The organism is Oceanibacterium hippocampi, from assembly GCF_900172325.1.
In the GTDB taxonomy this organism is placed as follows: Bacteria; Pseudomonadota; Alphaproteobacteria; order Sneathiellales; family Sneathiellaceae; genus Oceanibacterium; species Oceanibacterium hippocampi.
This window is the reverse complement of the sequence record NZ_FWFR01000003.1, coordinates 685,379-707,390: the sequence shown is the minus strand read 5'-3', so window position 1 is coordinate 707,390 and position 22,012 is coordinate 685,379. Positions and strand designations below refer to the sequence as shown.

General features: G+C 67.2%; 27 protein-coding genes. 12 read left to right on the top strand and 15 right to left on the bottom strand.

Annotated elements, in window-relative coordinates; translation table 11 throughout:
- The first annotated feature begins 9 nt into the window (after positions 1-9).
- From OCH7691_RS18710 to OCH7691_RS18690, 5 genes are all read left to right on the top strand, one after another.
- The gene (locus OCH7691_RS18710; RefSeq protein ID WP_085885089.1) at positions 10-1,263 is read left to right on the top strand and encodes a cytochrome b; all 1,254 of its coding nucleotides are present in this window, start codon (positions 10-12) and stop codon (positions 1,261-1,263) included.
- Positions 1,260-2,033 (top strand): cytochrome c1, encoded by a 774-nt coding sequence (locus OCH7691_RS18705; protein WP_085885088.1) that lies wholly within the window; start codon positions 1,260-1,262, stop codon positions 2,031-2,033. Before OCH7691_RS18710 ends, OCH7691_RS18705 begins: the two co-directional genes overlap by 4 nt.
- A 163-nt stretch (positions 2,034-2,196) precedes the next feature.
- Positions 2,197-3,084: an S-methyl-5'-thioadenosine phosphorylase gene (locus tag OCH7691_RS18700; protein ID WP_085885087.1), complete on the top strand. Its 888-nt coding sequence runs from the start codon at positions 2,197-2,199 to the stop codon at positions 3,082-3,084.
- Positions 3,085-3,100: 16 nt separating this feature from the next.
- Positions 3,101-3,628 (top strand): adenine phosphoribosyltransferase, encoded by a 528-nt coding sequence (locus OCH7691_RS18695; protein ID WP_085885086.1) that lies wholly within the window; start codon positions 3,101-3,103, stop codon positions 3,626-3,628.
- 2 nt (positions 3,629-3,630) lie between these two features.
- Positions 3,631-4,500, top strand: coding sequence for a VOC family protein (locus OCH7691_RS18690; RefSeq protein ID WP_176245158.1), 870 nt, complete (start codon positions 3,631-3,633; stop codon positions 4,498-4,500).
- Between the two features lie 6 nt (positions 4,501-4,506).
- On the opposite strand, the gene OCH7691_RS18685 is transcribed toward OCH7691_RS18690, so the two are convergent.
- From OCH7691_RS18685 to lgt, 14 genes are all read right to left on the bottom strand, one after another.
- Positions 4,507-5,178 carry a dienelactone hydrolase family protein gene (locus OCH7691_RS18685; RefSeq protein WP_085885084.1) on the bottom strand — a complete coding sequence of 224 codons (672 nt, stop codon included), beginning with the start codon at positions 5,176-5,178 and terminating at the stop codon, positions 4,507-4,509.
- A 78-nt stretch (positions 5,179-5,256) separates the two neighbouring features.
- Positions 5,257-5,745, bottom strand: a complete 489-nt coding sequence (locus OCH7691_RS18680; RefSeq protein WP_085885083.1) for an NfeD family protein — start codon at positions 5,743-5,745, stop codon at positions 5,257-5,259.
- 2 nt (positions 5,746-5,747) lie between these two features.
- On the bottom strand, positions 5,748-6,857 hold the full coding sequence (locus tag OCH7691_RS18675; RefSeq protein WP_085885082.1) for an SPFH domain-containing protein: 1,110 nt from the start codon (positions 6,855-6,857) through the stop codon (positions 5,748-5,750).
- Between the two features lie 178 nt (positions 6,858-7,035).
- Positions 7,036-7,515: a MaoC family dehydratase gene (locus OCH7691_RS18670; protein ID WP_085885081.1), complete on the bottom strand. Its 480-nt coding sequence runs from the start codon at positions 7,513-7,515 to the stop codon at positions 7,036-7,038.
- A 4-nt stretch (positions 7,516-7,519) separates the two neighbouring features.
- Positions 7,520-7,987, bottom strand: coding sequence for a MaoC family dehydratase (locus OCH7691_RS18665; protein ID WP_085885080.1), 468 nt, complete (start codon positions 7,985-7,987; stop codon positions 7,520-7,522).
- Between the two features lie 18 nt (positions 7,988-8,005).
- On the bottom strand, positions 8,006-9,112 hold the full coding sequence (gene ychF, locus OCH7691_RS18660; protein WP_085885079.1) for a redox-regulated ATPase YchF: 1,107 nt from the start codon (positions 9,110-9,112) through the stop codon (positions 8,006-8,008).
- Between the two features lies 1 nt (position 9,113).
- Entirely contained in the window at positions 9,114-9,710 is a 597-nt protein-coding gene (gene pth / locus OCH7691_RS18655) for an aminoacyl-tRNA hydrolase (RefSeq protein ID WP_085885078.1), read from the bottom strand.
- 18 nt (positions 9,711-9,728) lie between these two features.
- Positions 9,729-10,385 carry a 50S ribosomal protein L25/general stress protein Ctc gene (locus OCH7691_RS18650; RefSeq protein WP_085885077.1) on the bottom strand — a complete coding sequence of 219 codons (657 nt, stop codon included), beginning with the start codon at positions 10,383-10,385 and terminating at the stop codon, positions 9,729-9,731.
- A gap of 99 nt (positions 10,386-10,484) precedes the next feature.
- Positions 10,485-11,417 (bottom strand): ribose-phosphate pyrophosphokinase, encoded by a 933-nt coding sequence (locus OCH7691_RS18645; RefSeq protein ID WP_085885076.1) that lies wholly within the window; start codon positions 11,415-11,417, stop codon positions 10,485-10,487.
- 271 nt (positions 11,418-11,688) lie between these two features.
- Complete coding sequence (locus OCH7691_RS18640; RefSeq protein ID WP_085885075.1) at positions 11,689-12,546, bottom strand: hypothetical protein; 858 nt, start codon at positions 12,544-12,546, stop codon at positions 11,689-11,691.
- Positions 12,547-12,611: 65 nt separating this feature from the next.
- Positions 12,612-13,772: a M24 family metallopeptidase gene (locus OCH7691_RS18635; RefSeq protein ID WP_217808140.1), complete on the bottom strand. Its 1,161-nt coding sequence runs from the start codon at positions 13,770-13,772 to the stop codon at positions 12,612-12,614.
- On the bottom strand, positions 13,769-14,548 hold the full coding sequence (pgeF, locus tag OCH7691_RS18630; RefSeq protein WP_085885074.1) for a peptidoglycan editing factor PgeF: 780 nt from the start codon (positions 14,546-14,548) through the stop codon (positions 13,769-13,771). Before pgeF ends, OCH7691_RS18635 begins: the two co-directional genes overlap by 4 nt.
- Positions 14,542-15,639, bottom strand: coding sequence for a class I SAM-dependent methyltransferase (locus tag OCH7691_RS18625; RefSeq protein ID WP_217808139.1), 1,098 nt, complete (start codon positions 15,637-15,639; stop codon positions 14,542-14,544). Before OCH7691_RS18625 ends, pgeF begins: the two co-directional genes overlap by 7 nt.
- On the bottom strand, positions 15,636-16,433 hold the full coding sequence (gene lgt, locus OCH7691_RS18620) for a prolipoprotein diacylglyceryl transferase (protein ID WP_085885073.1): 798 nt from the start codon (positions 16,431-16,433) through the stop codon (positions 15,636-15,638). The genes OCH7691_RS18625 and lgt overlap by 4 nt, the downstream gene beginning before the upstream one ends.
- A 104-nt stretch (positions 16,434-16,537) precedes the next feature.
- On the opposite strand from lgt, the gene OCH7691_RS18615 reads away from it, so the two are divergent.
- From OCH7691_RS18615 to OCH7691_RS18585, 7 genes are all read left to right on the top strand, one after another.
- Positions 16,538-16,864, top strand: a complete 327-nt coding sequence (locus tag OCH7691_RS18615) for an accessory factor UbiK family protein (protein WP_085885072.1) — start codon at positions 16,538-16,540, stop codon at positions 16,862-16,864.
- Between the two features lie 210 nt (positions 16,865-17,074).
- Positions 17,075-17,578: a type III secretion system chaperone family protein gene (locus tag OCH7691_RS18610; RefSeq protein ID WP_085885071.1), complete on the top strand. Its 504-nt coding sequence runs from the start codon at positions 17,075-17,077 to the stop codon at positions 17,576-17,578.
- Entirely contained in the window at positions 17,575-18,387 is an 813-nt protein-coding gene (gene proC, locus OCH7691_RS18605; protein ID WP_217808137.1) for a pyrroline-5-carboxylate reductase, read from the top strand. Before OCH7691_RS18610 ends, proC begins: the two co-directional genes overlap by 4 nt.
- An 83-nt stretch (positions 18,388-18,470) precedes the next feature.
- A complete protein-coding gene (locus tag OCH7691_RS18600; RefSeq protein WP_085885069.1) occupies positions 18,471-19,127 on the top strand; it encodes a TetR/AcrR family transcriptional regulator in 657 nt (218 codons plus the stop codon).
- A 73-nt stretch (positions 19,128-19,200) separates the two neighbouring features.
- Positions 19,201-19,725 (top strand): hypothetical protein, encoded by a 525-nt coding sequence (locus OCH7691_RS18595; RefSeq protein WP_139839785.1) that lies wholly within the window; start codon positions 19,201-19,203, stop codon positions 19,723-19,725.
- A gap of 75 nt (positions 19,726-19,800) precedes the next feature.
- On the top strand, positions 19,801-20,139 hold the full coding sequence (locus tag OCH7691_RS18590) for a tRNA-binding protein (RefSeq protein WP_085885067.1): 339 nt from the start codon (positions 19,801-19,803) through the stop codon (positions 20,137-20,139).
- A gap of 48 nt (positions 20,140-20,187) precedes the next feature.
- Entirely contained in the window at positions 20,188-20,592 is a 405-nt protein-coding gene (locus OCH7691_RS18585) for a hypothetical protein (protein ID WP_085885066.1), read from the top strand.
- A gap of 21 nt (positions 20,593-20,613) precedes the next feature.
- On the opposite strand, the gene OCH7691_RS18580 is transcribed toward OCH7691_RS18585, so the two are convergent.
- Positions 20,614-21,981 (bottom strand): ATP-binding protein, encoded by a 1,368-nt coding sequence (locus OCH7691_RS18580; RefSeq protein ID WP_217808136.1) that lies wholly within the window; start codon positions 21,979-21,981, stop codon positions 20,614-20,616.
- Between the last annotated feature and the right edge of the window lie 31 nt (positions 21,982-22,012).

Sequence of the window (22,012 nt, the reverse complement as noted above, 5' to 3'; positions counted from 1 at the left end):
GACAGCAGCATGTCGTCGATGACGCCTTTTGAGCCCAAGAACCCGATCGTCAAGTGGGTCGAGTACAGGCTTCCAATCTTCTCTCTCGTGCATGGCACGCTGGTCGCCTATCCGGCGCCGCGCAATCTGAACTACTGGTGGAATTTCGGCAGCCTCGCCGGGATGATGCTGGTTCTGCAGATCGTGACCGGCATCGTGCTGGCCATGCATTACACGCCGCACGCGGATCTGGCCTTCCTGAGCGTCGAGCGCATCATGCGCGACGTGAATTACGGCTGGCTGATCCGCTACCTGCATTCCAACGGCGCGTCCTTCTTCTTCATCGCGGTCTATATCCATATCTTCCGCGGTCTCTATTACGGTTCCTACAAGGCTCCGCGCGAGATCCTCTGGTGGCTCGGCCTGGTGATCCTGCTGCTGATGATGGCGACCGCCTTCATGGGCTACGTGCTTCCCTGGGGCCAAATGAGCTTCTGGGGCGCGACGGTCATCACCAACCTGTTCTCGGCCATACCGGGGGTCGGCGAAAGCATCGTGACCTGGCTCTGGGGCGGTTTCTCGGTCGGCAATCCGACGCTGAACCGGTTCTTCAGCCTGCATTACCTGCTGCCGTTCGTGCTCGTCGGCGTGGTCATCCTGCATATCTGGGCGCTTCACGAGCACGGCTCGAACAACCCGACCGGCCTCGACATGAAAAGTCGGGCGGACCAGATCCCGTTCCATCCCTACTACACGGTGAAGGATCTGTTCGGGATCGGCGTGTTCCTGATCATCTTCTGCCTGTTCGTGTTCTACAGCCCGGACATGCTCGGACATCCGGACAACTACACGCCGGCCGATCCGCTGGTGACGCCGCCGCATATCGTGCCGGAATGGTACTTCCTGCCGTTCTACGCGATCCTGCGGGCCATTCCGGACAAGCTCGGCGGGGTGATCGCGATGTTCGCGGCGATCCTGATCCTGTTTGTCCTGCCCTGGCTCGACACCTCGCGGGTGCGCTCGGCACGGTTCCGGCCGATCTACAAGCAGCTGTTCTGGCTGCTGGTGATCGACGTGGTCGCGCTGACCTACATCGGCGGCAAGCCGCCGGAAGGCTGGTTCATCGTCTTCGGCCGCGTCGCGACCGCGTACTACTTCCTGCACTTCCTGGTCATCATGCCGCTGGTCGGCTGGTTCGAGCAGCCGAAGCCGTTGCCCAAGAGCATCGCGGAATCGGTTCTCGGCAATGGCCAGGCATCCACTCCGGCCAAGGAGAAAGCATGATGCTCAAGGCACTTCGTCTGGCCGGAGCCGGAATCGCCCTCACCCTCGGCTTCAGCGTCGCGGCACTGGCCGCGTCCGAAGGGACCCCCGAGCCGCCCGAGTTGGAATGGCACCACAGCGGTCCGTTCGGCACCTACGACCGGGCGGCGGCGCAACGGGGCATGCAGGTCTACAAGGAAGTCTGCTCGTCCTGCCATTCGCTCCGGCTGGTGTCCTTCCGGAACCTGACCGATCTCGGCTATTCGGCGGACCAGGTGAAGTCCTTCGCCGCCGAATACGAGGTGACCGACGGTCCCGACGACGCCGGCGACATGTTCGAGCGTCCGGGCATCCCGGCCGATCGTTTCCCGAGCCCGTTCGACAACGACAAGGCGGCGCGGGCGGCGAACGGCGGCGCCCTGCCGCCGGATCTTTCGCTGATCGTCAAGGCGCGGGAAGGGCACGAGGATTACATCCACGCCATCCTGGCGGGCTACAGCGAGCCGCCGGCCGATGTCGAGCTGCGCGAAGGCATGCACTACAACAAGTACTTCCCGGGTGGCGGGATCGGCATGCCGCCGCCGCTGTTCGACGATCAGGTCGAATATTCCGACGGCACGCCGGCGACCGTCGACCAGATGGCGAAGGACGTCACCGTCTTTCTCGCCTGGGCGGCCGAGCCGAAGATGGAAGCGCGCAAGCAGACCGGCATCGGCGTGATCATCTTCCTCATCGTGCTGACCGGGCTTCTCTATGCCGTGAAGCGCAAGGTCTGGTCCGACTTGCACTGAGCCCGCGCTCGGACAGGCACGGGACTGACGAACTGAATCGGCCAAAGGGCCGCGGCCCCTGTCGCGGCCCTTTTCCTTGCAATCGCGGCGGCGACCGGCCCGCTTGATCGGGCCCGGGGGGCGGGGCAGACTGCGATGGCTTCGTAACAGGGAGTGACAGGCAATGGGCGACGGCGAGACGACGCCGGTCATCGGCATCATCGGCGGCAGCGGCGTCTACGATATCGAGGGCCTCGAGGACACCCGCTGGGAGCGGGTGGAATCGCCGTTCGGCGAGCCCTCCGACGCGCTCTTCTTCGGTCGCCTTGGCGACGTCCAACTGGTTTTCCTGCCACGTCACGGGCGCGGCCATCCGCTCGGTCCGAGCGACATCAACTTCCGCGCCAACATCGACTGCATGAAACGGGCCGGCGTCACCGAGATTCTCTCGCTCAGCGCCGTGGGCTCGTTCCGCGATGACCTGCCGCCCGGTACCTTCGTGCTGGTCGACCAGTTCATCGACCGCACCTTCGCGCGCCAGAAGAGCTTCTTCGGCAGGGGCCTCGTTGCCCACGTGTCGATGGCCCACCCGACCTGCGGGCGGCTCGGCGATGCGCTCGAGACGGCGGCGCGGGCCGGCGATATCCCGGTTGTTCGCGGCGGCACCTACCTGGCGATGGAGGGGCCGCAATTCTCCTCGCGCGCTGAATCTGAGCTTTACCGGAGCTGGAACTGCGACGTCATCGGTATGACCAACATGCCGGAGGCCAAGCTCGCCCGGGAAGCCGAACTCTGCTACGCCACCGTTGCGATGGTGACCGATTTCGATTGCTGGCATCCCGACCACGATCATGTCGAGGTCTCGGCGATCATCGAGGTCCTGCTGTCGAACGCCGACAAGGCACGCGATCTGGTGCGTCGCACGGCGCCGGTGCTCGCCGGACGCCGCGGGCCCTGCGGGCAGGGTTGTCATCATGCCCTCGACAATGCCCTGATCACCGCGCCGGATGCGCGCGACCCGGATTTGCTCCGGCGCCTCGATGCGGTCGCCGGCCGCCTTCTCAAAGCCTGACGGGAGCCATCGCCGAATGGACGTCAAATCGCTGATTCGCTCGATTCCGAATTATCCGAAGCCGGGGATCATTTTTCGCGACATCACCACGCTCTGGCAGGACGCGCGCGGCTTTCGCCGGGCGGTCGACGAACTGGTCTGGCCCTATGCCGGCGACCGGATCGACAAGGTGGTCGGGATCGAGGCGCGTGGCTTCATTCTCGGCGGCGCGGTCGCGCACCAGCTCAGTGTCGGGTTCGTGCCCGTTCGCAAGAAGGGCAAGCTGCCCTGGCAGACGGAGCAGCAGGAATACGAGCTGGAATACGGCACGGACGTGATGGAGATCCACCAGGATGCGATCGTGGCCGGCGAGAACGTGCTGATTGTCGATGACCTGCTGGCGACCGGCGGCACGGCGGAAGCGGCGGTCAAGCTGATCCGCCGGATGGCCGGCGAGATCGTCGGCGCCGCGTTCATCGTCGAACTGCCGGCGCTGGGCGGCCGCGAGCGGCTCGACACCCTCGGGATCCGGGTCCGCTCGCTCTGCCAGTTCGAGGGCGACTGACCGTGTCCCGGCCGACGCCCGCCGCGCCGTCGCGGCTCGCCCACGGGATCACCGGCCTTGACCATGTTCTGATCGGTGTCGCGGGCCTTGAGGCGGCGCGCGCCGTTTACGAGCGCCTGGGCTTCACCATGACGCCCCGCGGCCGGCACACCGGCTGGGCAACGGCGAACTACTGCATCATGTTCGAGAACGACTATCTCGAGCTGCTCGGGATCGTCGAGGCAGGCGGGGAATCGAACGGTCTCGACAGATTCCTCGAGGCCCGGGGCGAAGGACTCCTGGGACTGGCGCTGGCCAGTGGCGACGCGCCCGCGACTCGGCAGCAGCTCTCGGCAGGCGGACTTGCGCCGTCGCCGTTGCGCGACCTGTCGCGAAAGCTCGAGCTGCGGGAAGGCGACGTCGAGCCCCGCTTCGCTCTCGTCCACCTGCCGGCCGAGGAGGTTCCGGGACTCCGGCTGTTCATCGTCCAGCATCTCACGCCGGAACTGATGCGGCGACGGGAATGGCTCGTCCATGCGAACGGGGCGCGTCGGGTCAGTGCCATCGTCGCCCGCCATGTGGCGCCCGCCTCGCTGGCCGTCGCCTATGTCCGGCTGCTTGGGCCGGACGCGGTCCGGCACGACGACGCGGACGAATTGCGTCTCGATCTCGGCGGCACGACGATCCGCTTCCTCTCACCGGCGCGTGCCGCCGCGGACTATCCGGATGCCGGTGGGTCGGACGAGGCGCTGGTCGGACTCGAGATCGATTGCGGCGGCCCGGCGGCCGCGCGTGACGTCCTGGCCCGGAACGGGGTGCCCCATCGGGACACGGCGACCGGAATCCGCGTCGCGCCGGCGGATGCCTGCGGCGTGACGCTCGACTTCGTCTGAGGCCGCTCAGCCCCTCAGATGCTGGAGGAAATGGGAGAGCGTGCGCTCCCGCGCAACCGCCGCCGATGTCTTGTCGTAGGAGCCCCGCTGGTCGCAGTTGAAGCCGTGGCCGGCATCGTAGAGGTGGCATTCCACGCCCGGCTGCGCGGCCCGGACCTTCTCCACGGCCGCCATCGGGATCGAGGCGTCGCTGCGCCCGAAATGCAGCATGGTCGGGACCTTCGGTGTCTCGGCCGCGAAGTCCGCTATCTGTCCGCCGTAATAGCCGACCGCCGCGGACAGGCCGTCCAGGCGGCAGGCGGCGAGATAGGCGACCGAGCCGCCCCAGCAGTAACCGACGATGCCGACCCGGTGCCGGTCGCCCAGCGCGGCGATGGCGGCGGCGGTGTCGAGCAGGGCCTCGTCGTATCCGACTTCGCCCTTCAGGGCACGCCCGCGAGCGATGTCGTCGGCCGCGTAGCCGAGTTCGATGTCGCGCTCGGTGCGGTCGAAGAGGGCCGGTGCGATCGCGAGGTAGCCGTCGCCGGCGAAACCGTCGCAGACGCTCCGGATATGGCTGTTGACGCCGAAAATCTCCTGAATGACGACGATCGCGCCTTCAACCGTGCCGCCTGGCACCGCCTTGTATGCCTGCAGGCGATGCCCGTCCGCCGCCGTCAGTTGCACGAATTCGCCCATGCCGATCTCCCCGGTTTGTCCTGAGCGGCAGTCTAGGCATGCGCCTGCGCCTTGCAAGGGGGCCGTGGCCCGGGCTTGTCAGGCGGCGGGGCTGCTCGCAGGTTTTTCGCCGTCGAGGGGGGCGACCTCGAGAATGGTCCCCTGCGCCGCCTTGACGACGACGACCGTTCCGGCCGGCAGATCGGGACCTTCCACGGTCCAGGTCGAATCGTCGACCTGTGCGCGGCCGCGTCCGGCGCTGATCGCGGTCACGAGGGTCAGCTTCTTGCCAATCAGCGCCGTGCCCCGCTGGTTGAGATTGTTGTCGTCGCTCTCGATCGGATGTCGCCGCAGGTAGTAACGCGACAACGCGATGCTGACGACCGACAGCACCGCGAAGGTGAGCCACTGCGTTTCCCAGTTCGCGTCCGGCCAGAACAGCGCGAGGAAGCCGGTGATTCCCGCCGACACACCGAGCCAGAGGAAGATCGTGCCGGGGGCGAAGATCTCGAGGATCAGCAGCAGGCCGCCCAGGATGAACCAGCCCCAGTAACCGAGTTCGACGAAATACTGAAGGATCGGATCCATCGTCAGGCGCCCTGCCGGCCTCCGACGCTAGGCACGCTGGCGGTGACCGCCGATACCCCTGGAATGCCATGCACGGCGGCGCTGGTCGGGGCAGTCACGGTGCTGGTCGGCGCGGTTGCGGTGGTGGTCGCGCGGGTCCGCGGACGCGACGGCGGCGTACGGCTCGGGGCCGGGCCGCTGCTGCCGCCACCCTTGCCGAAGATCTCCCGCGTCAGCTCGCCGATTCCGCCGAGCGAGCCGATCAGGCCGGTCGCCTCCATCGGCATGAGGACCAGCTTCGAGTTCGGGGCCGCGCCGATTTCCTTCATCGCCTCGACGTAGCGCTGGGCGACGAAATAGTTGATCGCCTGCACGTCGCCCTCGGCGATCGCGGCCGAAACCATGGCGGTCGCGCGGGCTTCCGCCTCGGCCAGTCGCTCGCGCGCCTTGGCGTCGCGGTTCGCGGCCTCGAGCCGGCCCTCGGCCTCGAGGATCGCGGCCTGCTTCTCGCCCTCGGCGCGCAGGATCTCGCCTTGCCGGGCGCCCTCGGCCTGCAGGATGGTTGCCCGCTTCTCGCGTTCCGCCTTCATCTGCCGGCCCATTGCCTGGACGAGATCTGCGGGCGGCTCGATATCCTTGATCTCGACGCGCGTCACCTTGATGCCCCAGGGATTGGTGGCGAGGTCGATGACGGTCAGCAGGCGGGCGTTGATCTGGTCACGCTGGGCGAGCGCCTCGTCGAGGTCGAGCGAGCCCAGGACGGTGCGCAGGTTGGTCATCGTGAGGTTGAGGATCGCCAGCGTGAGGTCACGGACCTCGTAGGCCGCCTTTGCGGCATCGAGGACCTGGTAGAAGACGACCCCGTCGACCGTCACCATCGCGTTGTCGCGGGAGATGACTTCCTGCTGCGGAACGTCGAGGACCTGTTCCATCATGTTCAGCTTGGCGCCGATCCGGTCGACGAAGGGAACGATCAGATTGAGGCCGGGGAACAGGGTTCGCGTGTAACGGCCGAACCGTTCGACGGTATAGGCATGCCCCTGCGGCACGGTGGTGACGCCCATGAAGACGATGATGAGGGCCAGCACCACGACGACGATGACGAAGACGCCGAATCCGTTTACGACTTCCATGTTCCTGAACGAGCCCCCTGTGCCTGTATGTTCTGACGCCCGCAGCGTCTGTTACATGATGCCGCCACCGGTTCCGGCGCGCTTGTCGCGCGGTCGCGGTCGGCCCTGCCCCCATTCCCGGTGGGGAAGTTTAGCGTCAGTGCAATCCGGAGGGGAGAACTTAATCTCGGCGGAATATTCAGTCGGCGGTCCGGTCGCGATCCGGCCGGCGCAGCATCAGTCCGGTCGAATAGAAGTCGAGCACGACCTCGTCGTTCTGGTTCAGGACCTCTGTCTTGAAGCGCGCCGATCCCATGTGCGGTTTGGACCGCGAGGGCTTGATCTCGATGCAGGTCGAACGGACGCGAAGCGCGTCGCCGGGGCGAACCGGCTTCAACCAGCGCAGGTCGTCGAAACCCGGCGATCCGAGGCCGGCGTTGTTCTTGACCGAACCGTCGACCAGCAGCCGCATGGCGATGGACGCGGTATGCCACCCGGATGCGACGAGGCCGCCGAAGATGCTGTCCTTCGCCGCCTCCTCGTCGACATGGAAGGGTTGCGGGTCGAACTTGGTGGCGAAGGCGATGATCTCGTCGCGGGTGACGGTCTTCGGGCCGTAGATTCGCGCGACGCCGACCGGCACATCTTCCAGGTAGGTCTTCGTGTCCTTGTCGCTCATCGTCTCAGGACTCCGTGGCGGCATCGTCCGGGCGGCGCCCGAAGAAGCCGGTCGAGCGCATCCGCAGCACCGGCTCGTCATGCTGGTTGAGCACGGTGAACTCGTTCTCCACGGCGCCGATGCCGGGCCGGCTCTTCAGCGGGCGGGTGCCCAGGATTTCCTGGCGGACGCGGAGGGTGTCTCCCGGGCGCACCGGCTTCAGCCAGCGCAGCTCGGAGACGCCGGGCGAGCCCTGCGATTTCATCCCGCTCAGCCTGTTGTCGACCATCATCCGCATCAGCAGCGCGGCGGTGTGCCAGCCGCTGGCGATGATGCCGCCGTAGAAATGCGATTTCGCGGCGTCCCGGTCGATATGGAAGGACTGCGGATCGAACTCGGTCGCGAAAGCGATGATCTCCTCCTCGCTGACCGTATAGCCGCCATACTCGGTGACGGTGCCAGGTACCACGTCTTCCCAATAGGCGAGAGTCATCGCGCTGTCCTCCCCCTCTCAGACCGCGAAGCGGAACAGTAGCACGTCGCCATCGCGGACGACGTAGTCCTTGCCTTCCAGGCGCATCAGGCCGGCTTCCTTGGCGCCGGTCTCGCCACCCTTGCCGACATAGTCGTCGTAGGCGGTGGTTTCGGCGCGGATGAAGCCCTTCTCGAAATCGGTATGGATGACACCCGCGGCCTGCGGCGCCCGCGTCCCGGAGGTGATCGTCCAGGCGCGCGCTTCCTTCGGGCCGACGGTGAAATAGGTAACGAGGTTCAGCAGGCGGTAGCCGGCCTGGATGACCCGCGTCAGGCCGGTTTCCTCGAGACCGAGCTCGGCGAGGAAGAGCTCGCGCTCCTCCGGCGGCAGTTGCACGATCTCCGCCTCGATCGCGGCCGAGATGACGACGGCGGCGGCGCCGCTTCGTTCCGCCATCGCCTCGGCGGCGGCGGAATAGGCGTTCCCGGTTGCGGCGGCCGATTCCTCGACGTTGCAGAGATAGAGGATCGGCTTGGAGGTCAGCAGCTGAAGCTCGCGGAACATCGCCCGCTCGCTCTCGTCGATAGCGAGCGTGCGCGCCGGCCGCCCCTCACGCAGCTCGGCGGCAATGCGATCGACCAGGGCGACCCGCTTCTTCGCTTCCTCGCCTTCCTTGCCGGCGGCGCGGGTCCGTTTCAGCAGGCCCTCGCGGCGCTTTTCCAGGCTTTCCATGTCGGCCAGCATGAGCTCGGTCTCGACGATCTCGGCGTCCGACACCGGGTCGACCGGGCCTTCGTCACGACTGATGTCGTCGTCGTCGAAACAGCGCAGCACATGGACGATGGCGTCCACTTCGCGGATATGGCCGAGGAACTTGTTTCCCAGCCCCTCGCCCTTCGAGGCGCCCCGGACCAGGCCGGCGATATCGACGAAGGTAAGCTGGGTCGGCACGACCGAGCGCGATTTCGCGAGCGACGCCAGCCGGTCGAGCCTGGGGTCGGGAACCGGAACCCGGCCGACATTCGGTTCGATCGTGCAGAAGCGGTAGTTTTCCGCCTGCGCCTGCGCGCTTTCGGTCAGCGCGTTGAACAGGGTCGATTTGCCGACGTTCGGCAGGCCGACGATGCCGCATCTGAAGCCCATTTCAGGTCCTCTCGGGACTGGCTGCGCGGCGCTCGTGCATGAGGCGCGCGGCAAGTGTCATGAATCCGGGATCGTCGCCGTCGCCGAGTTTCGGGGCGGCCTCGGCGACGCAATCCAGCATGTCGTCGATGATCGGCCGCTCCTCGCCCGAGAACGGCTTCAGCACGTGGGCGATGACCCGGGCGCGGTCGCCGGGATGGCCGATACCCAGCCGCAGCCGGCGATAGTCGCCGTTGACATGGGCGGTGATGGAACGGATGCCGTTGTGGCCGGCGCTGCCGCCGCCGGTCTTCATCCGGATCTTGCCAAGTGCCAGGTCAAGCTCGTCATAGATCACGACAAGCTGTTCGGGGGCGAGCTTGTAGAACCGCATCGCCTCGCCGACCGATTCGCCGCTGTTGTTCATGTAGGTCAACGGGCACAGCGCCAGCACCCGCTCGTTGCCGAGCCGGCCCTCTGCGACGAGGCCCCGGAAGCGGCTGCGGGCCGGTCCGAAGTCATGGCGGTCGATGATCGTCTCGACCGCCATGAACCCCAGATTGTGCCGGTCACGCGCATGCTCGGGGCCGGGATTTCCCAGCCCGACGAGTAACAGCATGAACTCGAAACTACGCCGTCAGGCGTCGTCCTCGTCTTTGTCGCCCTTGCCGCGGATGACCTCGGTCTCGGGCATTTCTTCCTCTTCATCCTCCGCCGGCGTCAGGTCGACGGTCGGCGCGGCGATCGTGGCGATCGTGAAGTCACGGTCGGTGATCGTCGGCGAGACGCCGTCGGGAAGCGCGACGTTGGAGATATGGATCGAATCGCCGATCTCGTAGCCGGTGAGATCGATCTCGATCTGCTCGACCATTGCGTCGATGCGGCAATGCATCTCGATCTCGTGGCGGACGACGTTGAGCACGCCGCCGCGGGCGAGACCCGGGCTCTCTTCCTCGTTCGTGAAGTGAACGGGGATGTCGATCGTCACCACGGCATTGGCGTCGACGCGCAGGAAGTCGATATGGACGACCGCATCGCTGACCGGGTGGAGTTGCAGGTCACGCGGCAGCACGCGCTGCTTGTTGCCGTCGCATTCCAGCTCGTAGACCGTGTTCAGGAAGTGGCCGGTCGACACGACCTTGTCGATCACACGGCGCTCCAGGGAAACCGCTTCCGGCTCCTTCTTCGAGCCGTAAACCACCGCCGGTACCCGCCCGTCACGACGCAATGCACGGGAGGACCCCTTACCAACCCGGTCACGCGGCAGTGCGAGCAGCGTTTCTGTCTCGCTCATTTCTCTCTCCTTACGAACGATGGCCCCGGTTGTTGCCGGGGCCGGCTATGGCCCGCCTCCAGGGGTGCGGGCCGAAACTCAAAAAAGCCGTGCGGCGGTTCAGTTGAAGAGACTGGAAACCGAGGTCTCTTCCGAAATGCGCCGCATCGCTTCACCGATCAGCGGGGCGATCGAGATCTGCCGGATATTGCTGCAGACCCGTACCGCCTCGGTCGCGCAGATGCTGTCCGTCGTGACCAGCGTATCGATCGACGATGCGGCGACACGGGCCACCGCGCCGCCCGACAACACACCATGCGTCACATAGGCGGACACCGACTTGGCGCCCTGCTCGATCAGCGCCGCCGCCGCATTGCAGAGCGTTCCCGCCGAATCGACGATGTCGTCGACGAGGATGCAATCCTGTCCGTCGACGTCGCCGATGATGTTCATCACTTCGGAGACGCCGGCACGTTCGCGGCGCTTATCCACAATTGCCAAATCGGCGTCAAGCCTCTTGGCGACCGCGCGGGCGCGCACCACGCCGCCGACATCCGGCGAGACGATCGTCAGGTTGCCGTTGTCGAAGATCTTGCGGATGTCCGGCACCATGACCGGCGCGGAGAAAAGGTTGTCCGTCGGAATGTCGAAGAAGCCCTGGATCTGTCCCGCGTGAAGGTCAAGGGTCAGAACCCGGTTGGCGCCGGCCGTGGTGATCAGGTTGGCAACCAGCTTCGCCGAGATCGGGGTCCGGGGCCCGGGCTTCCGGTCCTGCCGGGCATATCCGAAATAGGGCAGCACCGCCGTGATCCGCCGGGCCGATGCGCGCTTGAGCGCGTCGATGCAGACCAGCAGCTCCATCAGGTTGTCGTTCGCCGGATAGGACGTCGACTGAATCACGAAGACATCCTCGCCGCGAACATTCTCATGCACTTCGACGAAGCATTCCATGTCCGAGAAGCGGCGGACGGATGCCTTGGTGAGCGGAACGTTGAGATAGGCGGCGATCGCGTCGGCGAGGGGCCGATTGCTATTGCCGGCGAGCACTTTCATTGAGGGGCGCCCTCTGACTGGTGACGGGTGAGCACGTATTCTTCCGGGTCACAGAACGCCGACGCGAGGATCAGCCAATCGACATGGCGTGGGCCGAAATCGCGGCGGAATGTATCAAGCCCGTTGGGGTTATGGCAACGGTATTACGGCCCGAATCTTCGCGGTTGCGGTAACTTTATGTACCGGCGAGGTGCTGTCGACCGCGGTTGCCGGGTAACTGGGCCCGATTCCGGTCGCGGTCCGACAGCTCGGCCACCGCCGGCCGCGGCGTCTATTGCCCGCTGTTGCCGGCCGCCGCGGTGCGGATCAGGTCGGCGATTCCCTCCGCGCCGCCCTCCGCCGCGGCGAAGGCGATATCGCCCCATGCGCCGTCCAGCGTTCCCGCCGGCAGGACATTGTCCTGCCGGACGACGCCAAGCTCGCGCCCGTTCTCGTCGTTCAGGCGCCAGACGATCTGGACCCGTTCGTAGCCCTTGCGGAACGGCGCCACGGTGACGTCGGCGGCGACCTTCATCGACTCGGCCGCCGCGCTGTCGACAACCGTCAGACCGAGACGGCGCAGGTGCAGCGTCATGGCATGGGCGAGCGCGCGGTCGCCGTCGCCGGGGGCACCCGCGACATCGGTCACGACGATCTCGTAATCCTCCGCCCGGGCCGGTGCCTCACCGCCGCCGATCAGGCTGTCGATCTCGTAGGCGGCGCGTCGCGCGACCTTTTCCAGTTCGTTTCCCTCGGCGGTCACCCAGCCCACGCCGTCGACAAGGTAGCGGCTGTCGCGCGTGACGACCTCCTGCCCCTGGCCGTCGAACAGTGTCCAGACGATGACGAGTTCGCTGTCGGGCCGCGTCGGCGGTGCGGCGACGATCCGGCCGCGGACGTGATAGCGGTTCGCCACCTCGCCCGAACTGACCGCAGGGATCTCCCGCTTCTGCAGGGCCTCCGCCAGCCGGGCATGGAAGCCGGACGGCGAATCGACGATCGGATCGACGACCAGCAGGGTGCGCGGCCCGGGCGTCGCCCGGTACACCGGCTTGCCGTCGGGCCGGAACGGCTGCGGGATCGGCTGGCAGGCCAGGAGAATGGCGGCGAGCGCGACGAACAGCGGGATCAGGAAGGTTCTAGATGGCACAGGTTGCCAGCAGTCCGAGGAGCATGAAGACGAGGAACATTATCAGGTAGGGCATCGTGCCGCCCTCAGGCAACGACCAGTTCGAGTGAGGACCGCGACAGGCGCTCGGTTCCGCTTTCCGTCACCAGCACCGAATGGCCCAGGGTCATTGCCTCGCCATGGTCGCTGTCCATCAGGATCATGTGCAGGAAGAACGCCATGCCGGGAGCCGCCGGTTCCGGGTTGCCGGTATAGAACATCGGCCAGTCCATCCAGTTCGGCGCGAAGGTCGTGCCCATCGCGTAGCCGCAGGCATTCAGGCGATGGGCACGGTATCCACGGCCGTCGAGCACCCGGGCATGGGCGTCGAAGACCTCGCCGATCGGGCGGCCGGGGCGAAGCGCCGCTTCGCAGGCCTCCAGCGCCTCGGCGCAGGCGGCGTGCATGTCGCGCTGCCGCTGGCTTGCCTTGCCGACCAGGACCGTTCGCATCATGGCGGCGTGATAGCGACGGTAGACGCCGGCCCATTCGAGGGTGAGCTGGTCCTTGGGATCGAGCTTCCGGCGGCCGGTGAAATAGCGGCAGAGCAGCGCCCCCTCTCCGGAGCCGATGATGAACTCGTTGCCCGGATAATCGCCGCCGCCTTCGAAGACCGCGCCCTGCATGGCGGCGAGGATCGTGCCCTCGTCGGCGCCCGGCGCGGCCAGTTCGACCGCCCGGTCGTAGGCCCGGTCGGCCAGTTCCGCGGCGCGCCGGACGTAGGCGATCTCGGCGGGGCTCTTGACGAGCCGCAGGCGGCTTACCAGGTCGGACGCATCCTCGAGACGGCAGAAGCCGTCGAGCCGGGTGCGAACCGCTTCCCAGTTCCGCCCCGTCAGGCCATAGGCCTCGAGCTCGATTCCGACGCGCGCTCCCTTCAGGCCCTTCTCGGCGAGGATCGCTTGAAGCGCGCCGGCCGGGTCGCTGCCCGCCCGGTCTTCCCAGATGCGGATATCCTCGATCACCGAGGTATGGCGCGCCTGGCGCAGGTCGGGCGCGCGCGTCAGCAGGGTCATCGACCCGTCGGCGGTCAGCACAATGCACTGGAAATAGACGTAGCCGAAGGTGTCGAAGCCGGTCAGGTAGAAGAGGCTTTCCTGGCGGAACAGCAGCAGGGCGTCGAGGCCCTGCGCGCGCATCGCCCGGCAGGTGGCGTCCTGGCGGGCGGCAAGCTCGGTCCGCTCGAAATGCAGCACCGGAATCATCATTGGCTTCCTTGCTTGAGGGCGATCAGCGAGATCTGCCGTCCATAGTCCGGCTCGCCCGCATGGGTGGTCCGGCGATAACTGAAGAAGCGGTCGGCCTCGCCATAGGTGTCATGTCGCAGGAGCGACGGCGCGGCGATCCCGGCGCGGCGCAGCATCAGCCCGACGAAACCGGTCAGGTCGAAATGCAGACGGTCGCTGCCGGGCTTCCGGCTGGGCCGGAAATAGCTCATGAAGCCGGGGTCGGCGTCGCGGAAACGGGCGGCGAACTCCGGCCCGACCTCGTAGGAGGACTGGGCAATGGCCGGCCCGACGGCGGCGCGGATGGCATGGCGACGGGCGCCGAGCTTCTCCATCGCCGCGACGGTCGCCTGGGCCACGCCGGCAAGCGCGCCCTGCCAGCCGGCATGGGCGGCGCCGACGACACCTGCCTCCGGATCGGCGAACAGGAGCGGCGCGCAATCGGCGGTCAGGATGCCGAGCGCAAGTCCCGGCCGGTCGGTCACCATGGCGTCGGCCTTCGGGCGGGCGTCATGGGCAAACGCTTCCTCGACCGTGACCGCGACGGCGCCATGGACCTGGTAGAGCGTCGCGAGACCTGCCGACGCGAGGCCGATCCGGGCGACCGCGCGACGGCGATTCTCGGCGACCGCCTCCGCCGTGTCGGCCGAGCCGGGTCCGCAGTTGAGCGAGCCGTAGATCCCGTCCGACACCCCGCCCCGGCGCGTCAGGAAGCCGTGCGCGATTCCGTCGAGGGCGAGATTCGGGCTGGTCAGCATCGGGGCGGCTCGAAGGCGGCAGGGGGGCCAAGATCGGGGCTGGCGATGGCCAGCGCCTTGAACAGACTGCCCATCTGGTCGCCGGCGGTCAATCGCCTCAGCGCGCGTGCCAGCACGGCGCGGCCGGCCTCGTCCATCGCCGCCGCAAGCCGCCTTGCCCGGGCCTCGATTCCGAGCCGGGCAAGCAGGTCGCCCTGGGCGATCGGGCCATGCGCCGCGGCGCCGGCCTCGACGGCAACCCTGGCCAGAGTTTCGAAATCGACATGGGCGGTCAGGTCGGCACTGCCCGGCTTGGCCAGCACCGGATGCGGCTGATGGTTCCTCACCGCCTGCAGGCTGTCGCCGGGGGCTGACCGCATCGGCCCGTAATCGACGATCAGCGCCGCGCCGGCGCGCTCGGCGAAACGGCCGGCGAGATGGCGGGCAATGGCCCGGGCCGGTTCACAGATTTCCGCGATCGCGCCTTCCGGCGCCGCCAGCATGGCGGCGGGAAGGAGAGAGGCCAGGGCGGGATCGGTCGCGCCGTCGACGAAACAGAGCTGCGCGTCTGCGTCGAGGCCGATGCGTCGCTCGGCCCAACCGTTGGCGGTTCTGCGGAACTGCCGGATCGGCAGGGCATCGAAGAATTCGTTGGCGAGGACGAGGGAGGGAAGCGCCGGCAGGTCCTCGACGCGGTCGCACCATTCCGGCGCGATGCCGGCGCCGGCGAGGGCCTCCGCCTGTGCCGCGCGCAACCTCGGACTGGTCTCGACCAGGCGGAGCCGGGCGGCGGCGAGGAAGTCGGGCATGACCCGCGCCGCGCGCAGCGCGTCGGCGATCAGCAATCCGCGGCCGGGGCCGAGTTCGGCCAGCAGGAAGGGAGCGGGCCTGCCCATGCGCTGCCACAGATCGACGCACCAGAGTCCGAGCAGTTCGCCAAACATCTGGCTCGTTTCCGGCGCGGTGATGAAGTCGCCCTCGGCCCCGAACGGGTCCCGGCGCATGTAATAGCCCTCATCAGGGTCGCCGAGGCAACGCGCCATGAAGGCGTCCACCGTGATCGGGCCGTCCTGCCTGATCTCCGCTGCCAGCGCGGCGAGCAGCGATGTCACCGCCGGTAGGCTCGCAGGAAGAACCAGAGGCCGATCAGCAGCATCGGCAGCGACAGCAACTGGCCCATGGTGATGCCCGACCAGAGGAAGCCGATCTGCGGATCCGGTTCGCGGAACAGCTCGATGAACATGCGCGCGGCGGCGTAACCGGCGAGCAGGATGCCGAGCATCGCGCCCGGCGTCTGGCGGATCCTCGGGGTCCGGGAGGCGAGGAGCAGCAGGAGGAAGAGCAGCGCGCCTTCCAGAAGCGCCTCGTAGAGCTGGCTCGGGTGACGCGGTAACGGGCCGCCGCCGGGGAACACCATCGCCCAGGGTGCGTCCGAGACCCGGCCATAGAGCTCTGCGTTGATGAAATTGGCGATTCGGCCGAAAAACAGGCCGATCGGGGCGACGCAGGCGACGTAATCGCCGAAGGAGAGCGTCGGTATGCCGCGCAGGCGGGTGAACAGCACGACTGCCAGCACGACACCGATCAGGCCGCCGTGGAACGACATCCCGCCTTGCCAGACCATCAGGATGTCGCCGGGATTCTGCAGGTAGTACCCGAAGTTGTAGAACAGCACGTAGCCCGTGCGCCCGCCGAGCACGACGCCGAGCGTTGCCCAGACCAGGAAGTCGTCGACGTCCTTGTCCTGGAACGGGGTCCAGTCACGCCGGGCGAACCACAGCAGGTAGCGCCAGCCGAGGACGAGCCCGGCGATATAGGCGAGCGCGTACCAGCGAATCGCGAACGGCCCGATCTGCAGGAGGATCGGGTCGATGACGGGGAAGGGGATCGCCGGCAAGGTAAGCATGCGCGGGTGATAGCAGTCGGCCCCGTCCCACCGCAAGCGCCGCGACACGGTTGCACCGGCCGCCGAAGCCGCCCATATTCCCGGCAACCGAGAAAGGCGAGCCGATGCAGACCGACAACCGATTCTTCGACGATCTGGCCCGCGTGGCAGGGGGCGCGCTTGGCTCGTTCCAGGCGGCGCGCCAGGAGATCGAGGGGATGTTCCGCCAGCAGCTCCAGCGCATCCTGAACGACATGGACCTCGTGCCGCGCGAGGAATTCGAGGTCGTGAAGGAAATGGCGCAGGCCGCCCGGCTGGAGAACGAACAGCTCGCCAGGCGGCTCGAGGCGCTCGAGGCCGCGGCCGCCGCCACGCCGAAGGCACGGAAAGCCGCGACCGCGAAGGGCAAGGCGTCCGGGGGCGCCGCCGCAAAGGCGCCGGACAAGCCCTGATCCGGGTCTCGGTGCCCGTCGGCGGGGCTTCATTCCGGCCCGTCAGGTCGCCGCCGGTTTCCGGAATCTTCCCTTGATCGCGCTACATTTATGGTGTGATATCGCTCGATGCACCAAGATGTATGGTGTTTGTTGTCTGGCGCAGCCTTTGCGCCTGTCATGCCGGGAACTCCCGGATTGATGTTTCGAAGGCAGGGGGAGCCTCATTAGATGTCCCTATACCTCTCACAGGAAGAAACCCGGAGCTATCACCCGCTCGATCTCGTCGAGCAGGTGGTGGCGAGCCACGAATGGCCGTTCGACCGGCAGGGCGACGAGGAACTGACGGTCGGGGTCAGTGGTTCCTGGTGCGAGTATCACCTGTGGTTCTCGTGGCGGGAGGAGCTCTGCGCGCTGCATCTCTCCTGCGCCTTCGACATGAAGGTCGCGAAGAACAAGCGCGGCGAGCTCTGCAAGCTCCTGGTCAATTGCAACGAGCGCATGTGGGTCGGCCATTTCGACCTCTGGGGCGAGGAGGGGCTGCTGATGTTCCGCCATTCGCTGCCCCTGCGCGGTGCGAACGGGCCGACGACCGAGCAGGTCGTCGATATCGTCGAGACCGCGATCACCGAATGCGAGCGATTCTACCCGGCGATCCAGTTCTGTCTGTGGGGCGGTCATTCGCCCGAGGACGCGCTGGCCGCCGCCATGCTGGAGACGGTGGGCGAGGCGTGACGACGAACGGTCGCCTGCTTCTGGTGGGCTGCGGAAAGATGGGCGGGGCGATGCTGGAGGGCTGGCTCGCTTCCGGAACCGCCCCGGACGACGTGGTGGTCATCGAACCCGGTGCCGGGCAGGCGGCGGCGATCGCCCGGCTCGGCGTCCGGACGGTGGCCGCGACCGACGAGGTGCCGGCCGATTTCCGGCCCGACATCGTCATCCTGGCGGTCAAGCCGCAGGTCATGGACGGGGTTGTCGCCGGGCTCGTTGCCCATGCCGGCCATGCCTGTTTTCTCTCGATCGCGGCCGGCAAGCGGATCGATGGATTCGAGACGGTTCTCGGGTCCGGCACGGCGATCGTCCGCGCCATGCCGAATACCCCGGCGGCGATCAAGCGCGGCATGATCGTGCTCACCGCCAATGCCCATGCCGATGCCGGACAGCGCGCCGCTGCCGAGCGTCTCTGCGCTGCCGTGGGCGACATCGTCTGGATCGAGGACGAGGAGTTGATGGACGCGGTCACCGCGCTTTCCGGCTCGGGCCCGGCCTATGTCTTCCATCTCGTCGAATGCATGGCAAAGGCGGGCGAGGCCGCCGGTCTGCCGGCAGAGGTCGCGATGCAACTGGCCCGGACCACGGTGTCCGGCGCAGGCGAGTTGCTCCGCCAGTCGCCGGAAGAAGCGTCCGCGCTCCGGCGCAACGTCACCAGCCCCGGCGGCACCACCGCCGCGGCGCTCGACGTCCTGATGGCCGAGGACGGCCTGGAGCGGCTGATGACAGCGGCAATCGCGGCGGCCGCGAAACGCTCGCGCGAACTCGCCTGACGGGCACCTTTCACCAGGGGCTTTGGTTTCCCTGTCTTCGTTCCCATGTCTAGTGCAGGAATCCGGAACAGGGAGCGGCTCAGATGGCCCGAAAGGCACAGAGGGGCGCTGGCGCCGGTGACGGCGGGCAGCCCGATATCGAACGCAAGGTCGTCGAAGCGACGATGGCGCTGGTTGGCGAGGAGGGGTGGTCGGCGACGACGCTCAATCGCATTGCCGATCGCTCCGGCGTCGGGCTTGCCGAGATCCGGCGGCATTTCCGCAGCCGTCCGGCCATCCTCGAGGCCTTCGCCCGGCATGTCGACGAGGCGGTGCTGGCCGGCGGGCATTTCGACGCGGACGAGCCGGCGCGGGATCGGCTTTTCGACGTCCTGATGCGGCGGTTCGATGCCCTGGCTCCCCACAAGGAGGCGATTCGGCGCTTGGCCGCCGAGGCCCGCCGTCACCCGTTGACCGCCTTGTCCGGCGGGCCGTCCTTCCTGCGCTCGATGACCTGGATGCTGGCCGCGGCCGGGATCGGCACCGGCGGACTGGCCGGGATGGTCCGCGCTCGCGGCCTTGGCGTGGTCTATCTCAGGACCCTGACGGTCTGGCTCGACGACGAGAGCGAGGATCTCGGCCGCACGATGTCGACCCTCGACAAGGCGTTGAAGCGTGCCGAGGCGATGCTGGGCGCGATGCCCGGTTGCCGACGGACGCGGCGGAACGACAGCACGGCGTCGGAGCCTCAGCCTGCTTGAAAATTGTCCCGTAGTATGCAACTATAAGATGCAGAACGGTTGCCGCGAGCGGCAACGCACGAAGGTCGAGGGCATGAGCGGCGACAAACCGGACGGCAGCGATGGGACCAGCGGCGGGAGCACGCCGTCGTCTCGCGCCGCCGCCGCCGCGGAGTCATCGACCGCGGCGATCGCCGCGCTCATGAAGGAACAGCAGGCCGCCTACCAGAAGATCATCGCGTCGACCAGGGACGCCGCCGGTACCGTCGAGAAGTCCGCGGTCGAGCAGAGCCAGGAACTTGCCAAGGCGATGGCGGCCCTGCAGGCGAGCATGACGGCGGCGATGGCGACGAGCGGCCCACCCCAGGCGATGCTGGCCGAGATGACCGCGGCCGCGACAGCCGGCCGGGCGGCCTTCGAGGCGTCGCTCAAGGCCCTGCAGCAGATGACCGAGCAGGCGTCGGCGGCGCAGAACCAGGCGTTCCAGGATATCGGCAAGACGGCCGCCGCCGAGATGCAGCAGGTCACCGAGGCCGCGCAGCAGATCGTCAAGGATATCAGTGGCGGCCCGGACGGTGGCGGTTCCGGCGGCAGCGGAAAGGCGACAGACGACGGTTGAGCGTTGCCGCCGGGCGGTGCTAGCGTTGCCGGCCGAATGCCCGAGCATCCACCGCAACGAGTAACCCGGTCCGTCATGAGCACCATCACGTTCGACGATTTCATGAAAGTCGACATCCGCGTCGGGCGGATCGTCGAGGTCGAGGACTTCCCGGAGGCCCGCAAGCCGGCCTATCGCCTGCGCGTCGACTTCGGTCCCGAGATCGGCATTCGCAAGAGTTCGGCGCAGATCACCGTGCTTTACGAGAAGGCGGATCTCATCGGCCGGGAGGTGCTTGCGGTCGTCAATTTTCCGCCGCGCCAGATCGGCAAGTTCATGTCCGAGGTCCTGGTGCTCGGCGTGCCGGATGGCGCCGGCAATGTCTGCCTGATCGGCCCCGGACAGGACGTACCGCTCGGCGGACGGCTCTACTGATCTCGCCCCGAGTTTGCTAAATGCAACTATTGCGAGTATCATCCGGCGATGATCTCGCCCGACGAATTCACGGCCAGCATTGCCGACATGGTGGCCCGGCATCGGGACGGATTGTCCGCGATGACCGACGCCATCAAGCCGCCGCTTGAGAGCGATCAAGCCGTCATGAATGGCGTCGGCGCACTCGCGACACCGCTCGGCGCCGACGTGCAGGGCGCCATCGCCGCGGCGATGACCGTCAAGTCCCCGGAACAGGCGCTTGCCGTCATCCCGGTGGTGTTGGGTTTCGGACAAGCCGCACTGACACTCGGCCAGAGCACGGAAGCGAGCCTGACGCCGCTTCCCGAGACCAGCGCCGAGGCTTCCGACAAGGCGGTTGTCGCGGCGGCGGAGCAGACGGTCTCGGCGGTTACCGCGAGCGCCAGATCGATCGGCGAGAAGCTCAAGCCCTGATCCGCGCCGGCCGCCGGGCGCTCAGATCGGCAGCCTGATCTGGACCCGAAGGCCGCCGGCGGGCGACTCGTCGAGCGTGATGTCGCCGCCGTGGCTGCGGACGATGTCGCGGGCGATGGTCAGGCCGAGGCCGCTGCCGCCGGTCTCCAGGTTGCGCGACACGTCCAGTCGGTGGAACGGGCGGAAGACCTCCTCCCGGCGCTCGGGCGGTATGCCCGGACCGTTGTCGTCGACCTGGATGCGGATCATGCGCGGCTCGCGCGAAGCGGTGACGTCGATCCGCGAGCTGTAGCGGCGGGCATTCTCGACCAGATTGGTGATGCAGCGCTTGACCGCGTTCGGCCGCACATGGGCGGCCAGATCGCCGTAAAGCTCAACGCCGATATCAGCCCCGTGCCGCCGCGCGAGCATCGCGACGGATTCGACGATCTCGCCGATATTTGCTTCGGCGGCAACCTCGCTGCCCAGTCCGCGGGCGAAGGTGAGATAGCCGTTCACCATGTTCTCCATTTCGACCACGTCGGCCCGAAGATCGGCGATTTCGGGACTTTCGCCGAGCATGGCGAGTTGCAGCTTCATCCGGGTCAGCGGCGTGCGCAAATCGTGACTGACCCCGGCGAGCATTTCCGTCCGCTGGCCGATCTGGCGCTGGATCCGGTCCTTCATCTCGAGGAAGGCGGACGCCGCCTGCCGCACCTCGGCCGCACCGGCCGGGCGGAAATCGGCGACGTCATGGCCCTTGCCGAACATTTCCGAGGCGATGGCGAGCTGGCGAACGGGGCGCACCTGGTTACGCAGGAAGATGATCGCGATTGTGAGCAGGACGAGCGAGAGCCCGACCATCCAGAGGATGAACAGATAGCTGGTGCTGGCGAAGAGCCGCTTGTCGCGGGTCAGCACCCGGAGGACGCCGCCGTCGAGCTGGACCTGGATCTCGACATAGTCGGGCTGGGTCTGCATGTCGATCTGGAATGGCTTGTCGGCGAAGCTTTGCCGGAGCGCGGATTTCAGGTTCCCGTCGAGGATCGAGAAGCGGCTGAGCGGCGGGGCGGTTCCGGACAGGGTCTGGCCCGGAAGGTAGGAGATCTTCAGTCCCATCTGCTTTTGCGCCATCGCGATCAGGCGGACCTTGTCGTCATCGCTGTCGAACCCTTCGAGGCCGCCGATCACGGTCGCGATCTCGCCGGCGACGCTGTTCGCGAGGCGGCGGGTCACGTTGTCCCAGTGTCGCTCGTAGAAGACATAGGTCGCGATCACCTGCAGAAGCACGACCGGGGCCGCGACGATGATCAGCGAGCGGCCGAACAGCGAGCGCGGCATCAGGTGCTTGAGCCCGATGGCGAGGCTGTCCCACAGATAGGCGAGGGCCCGGGCGAATCGGCGGTTCACGCCCGGCCGGGCGCGATCCGGCCGTTGCCCG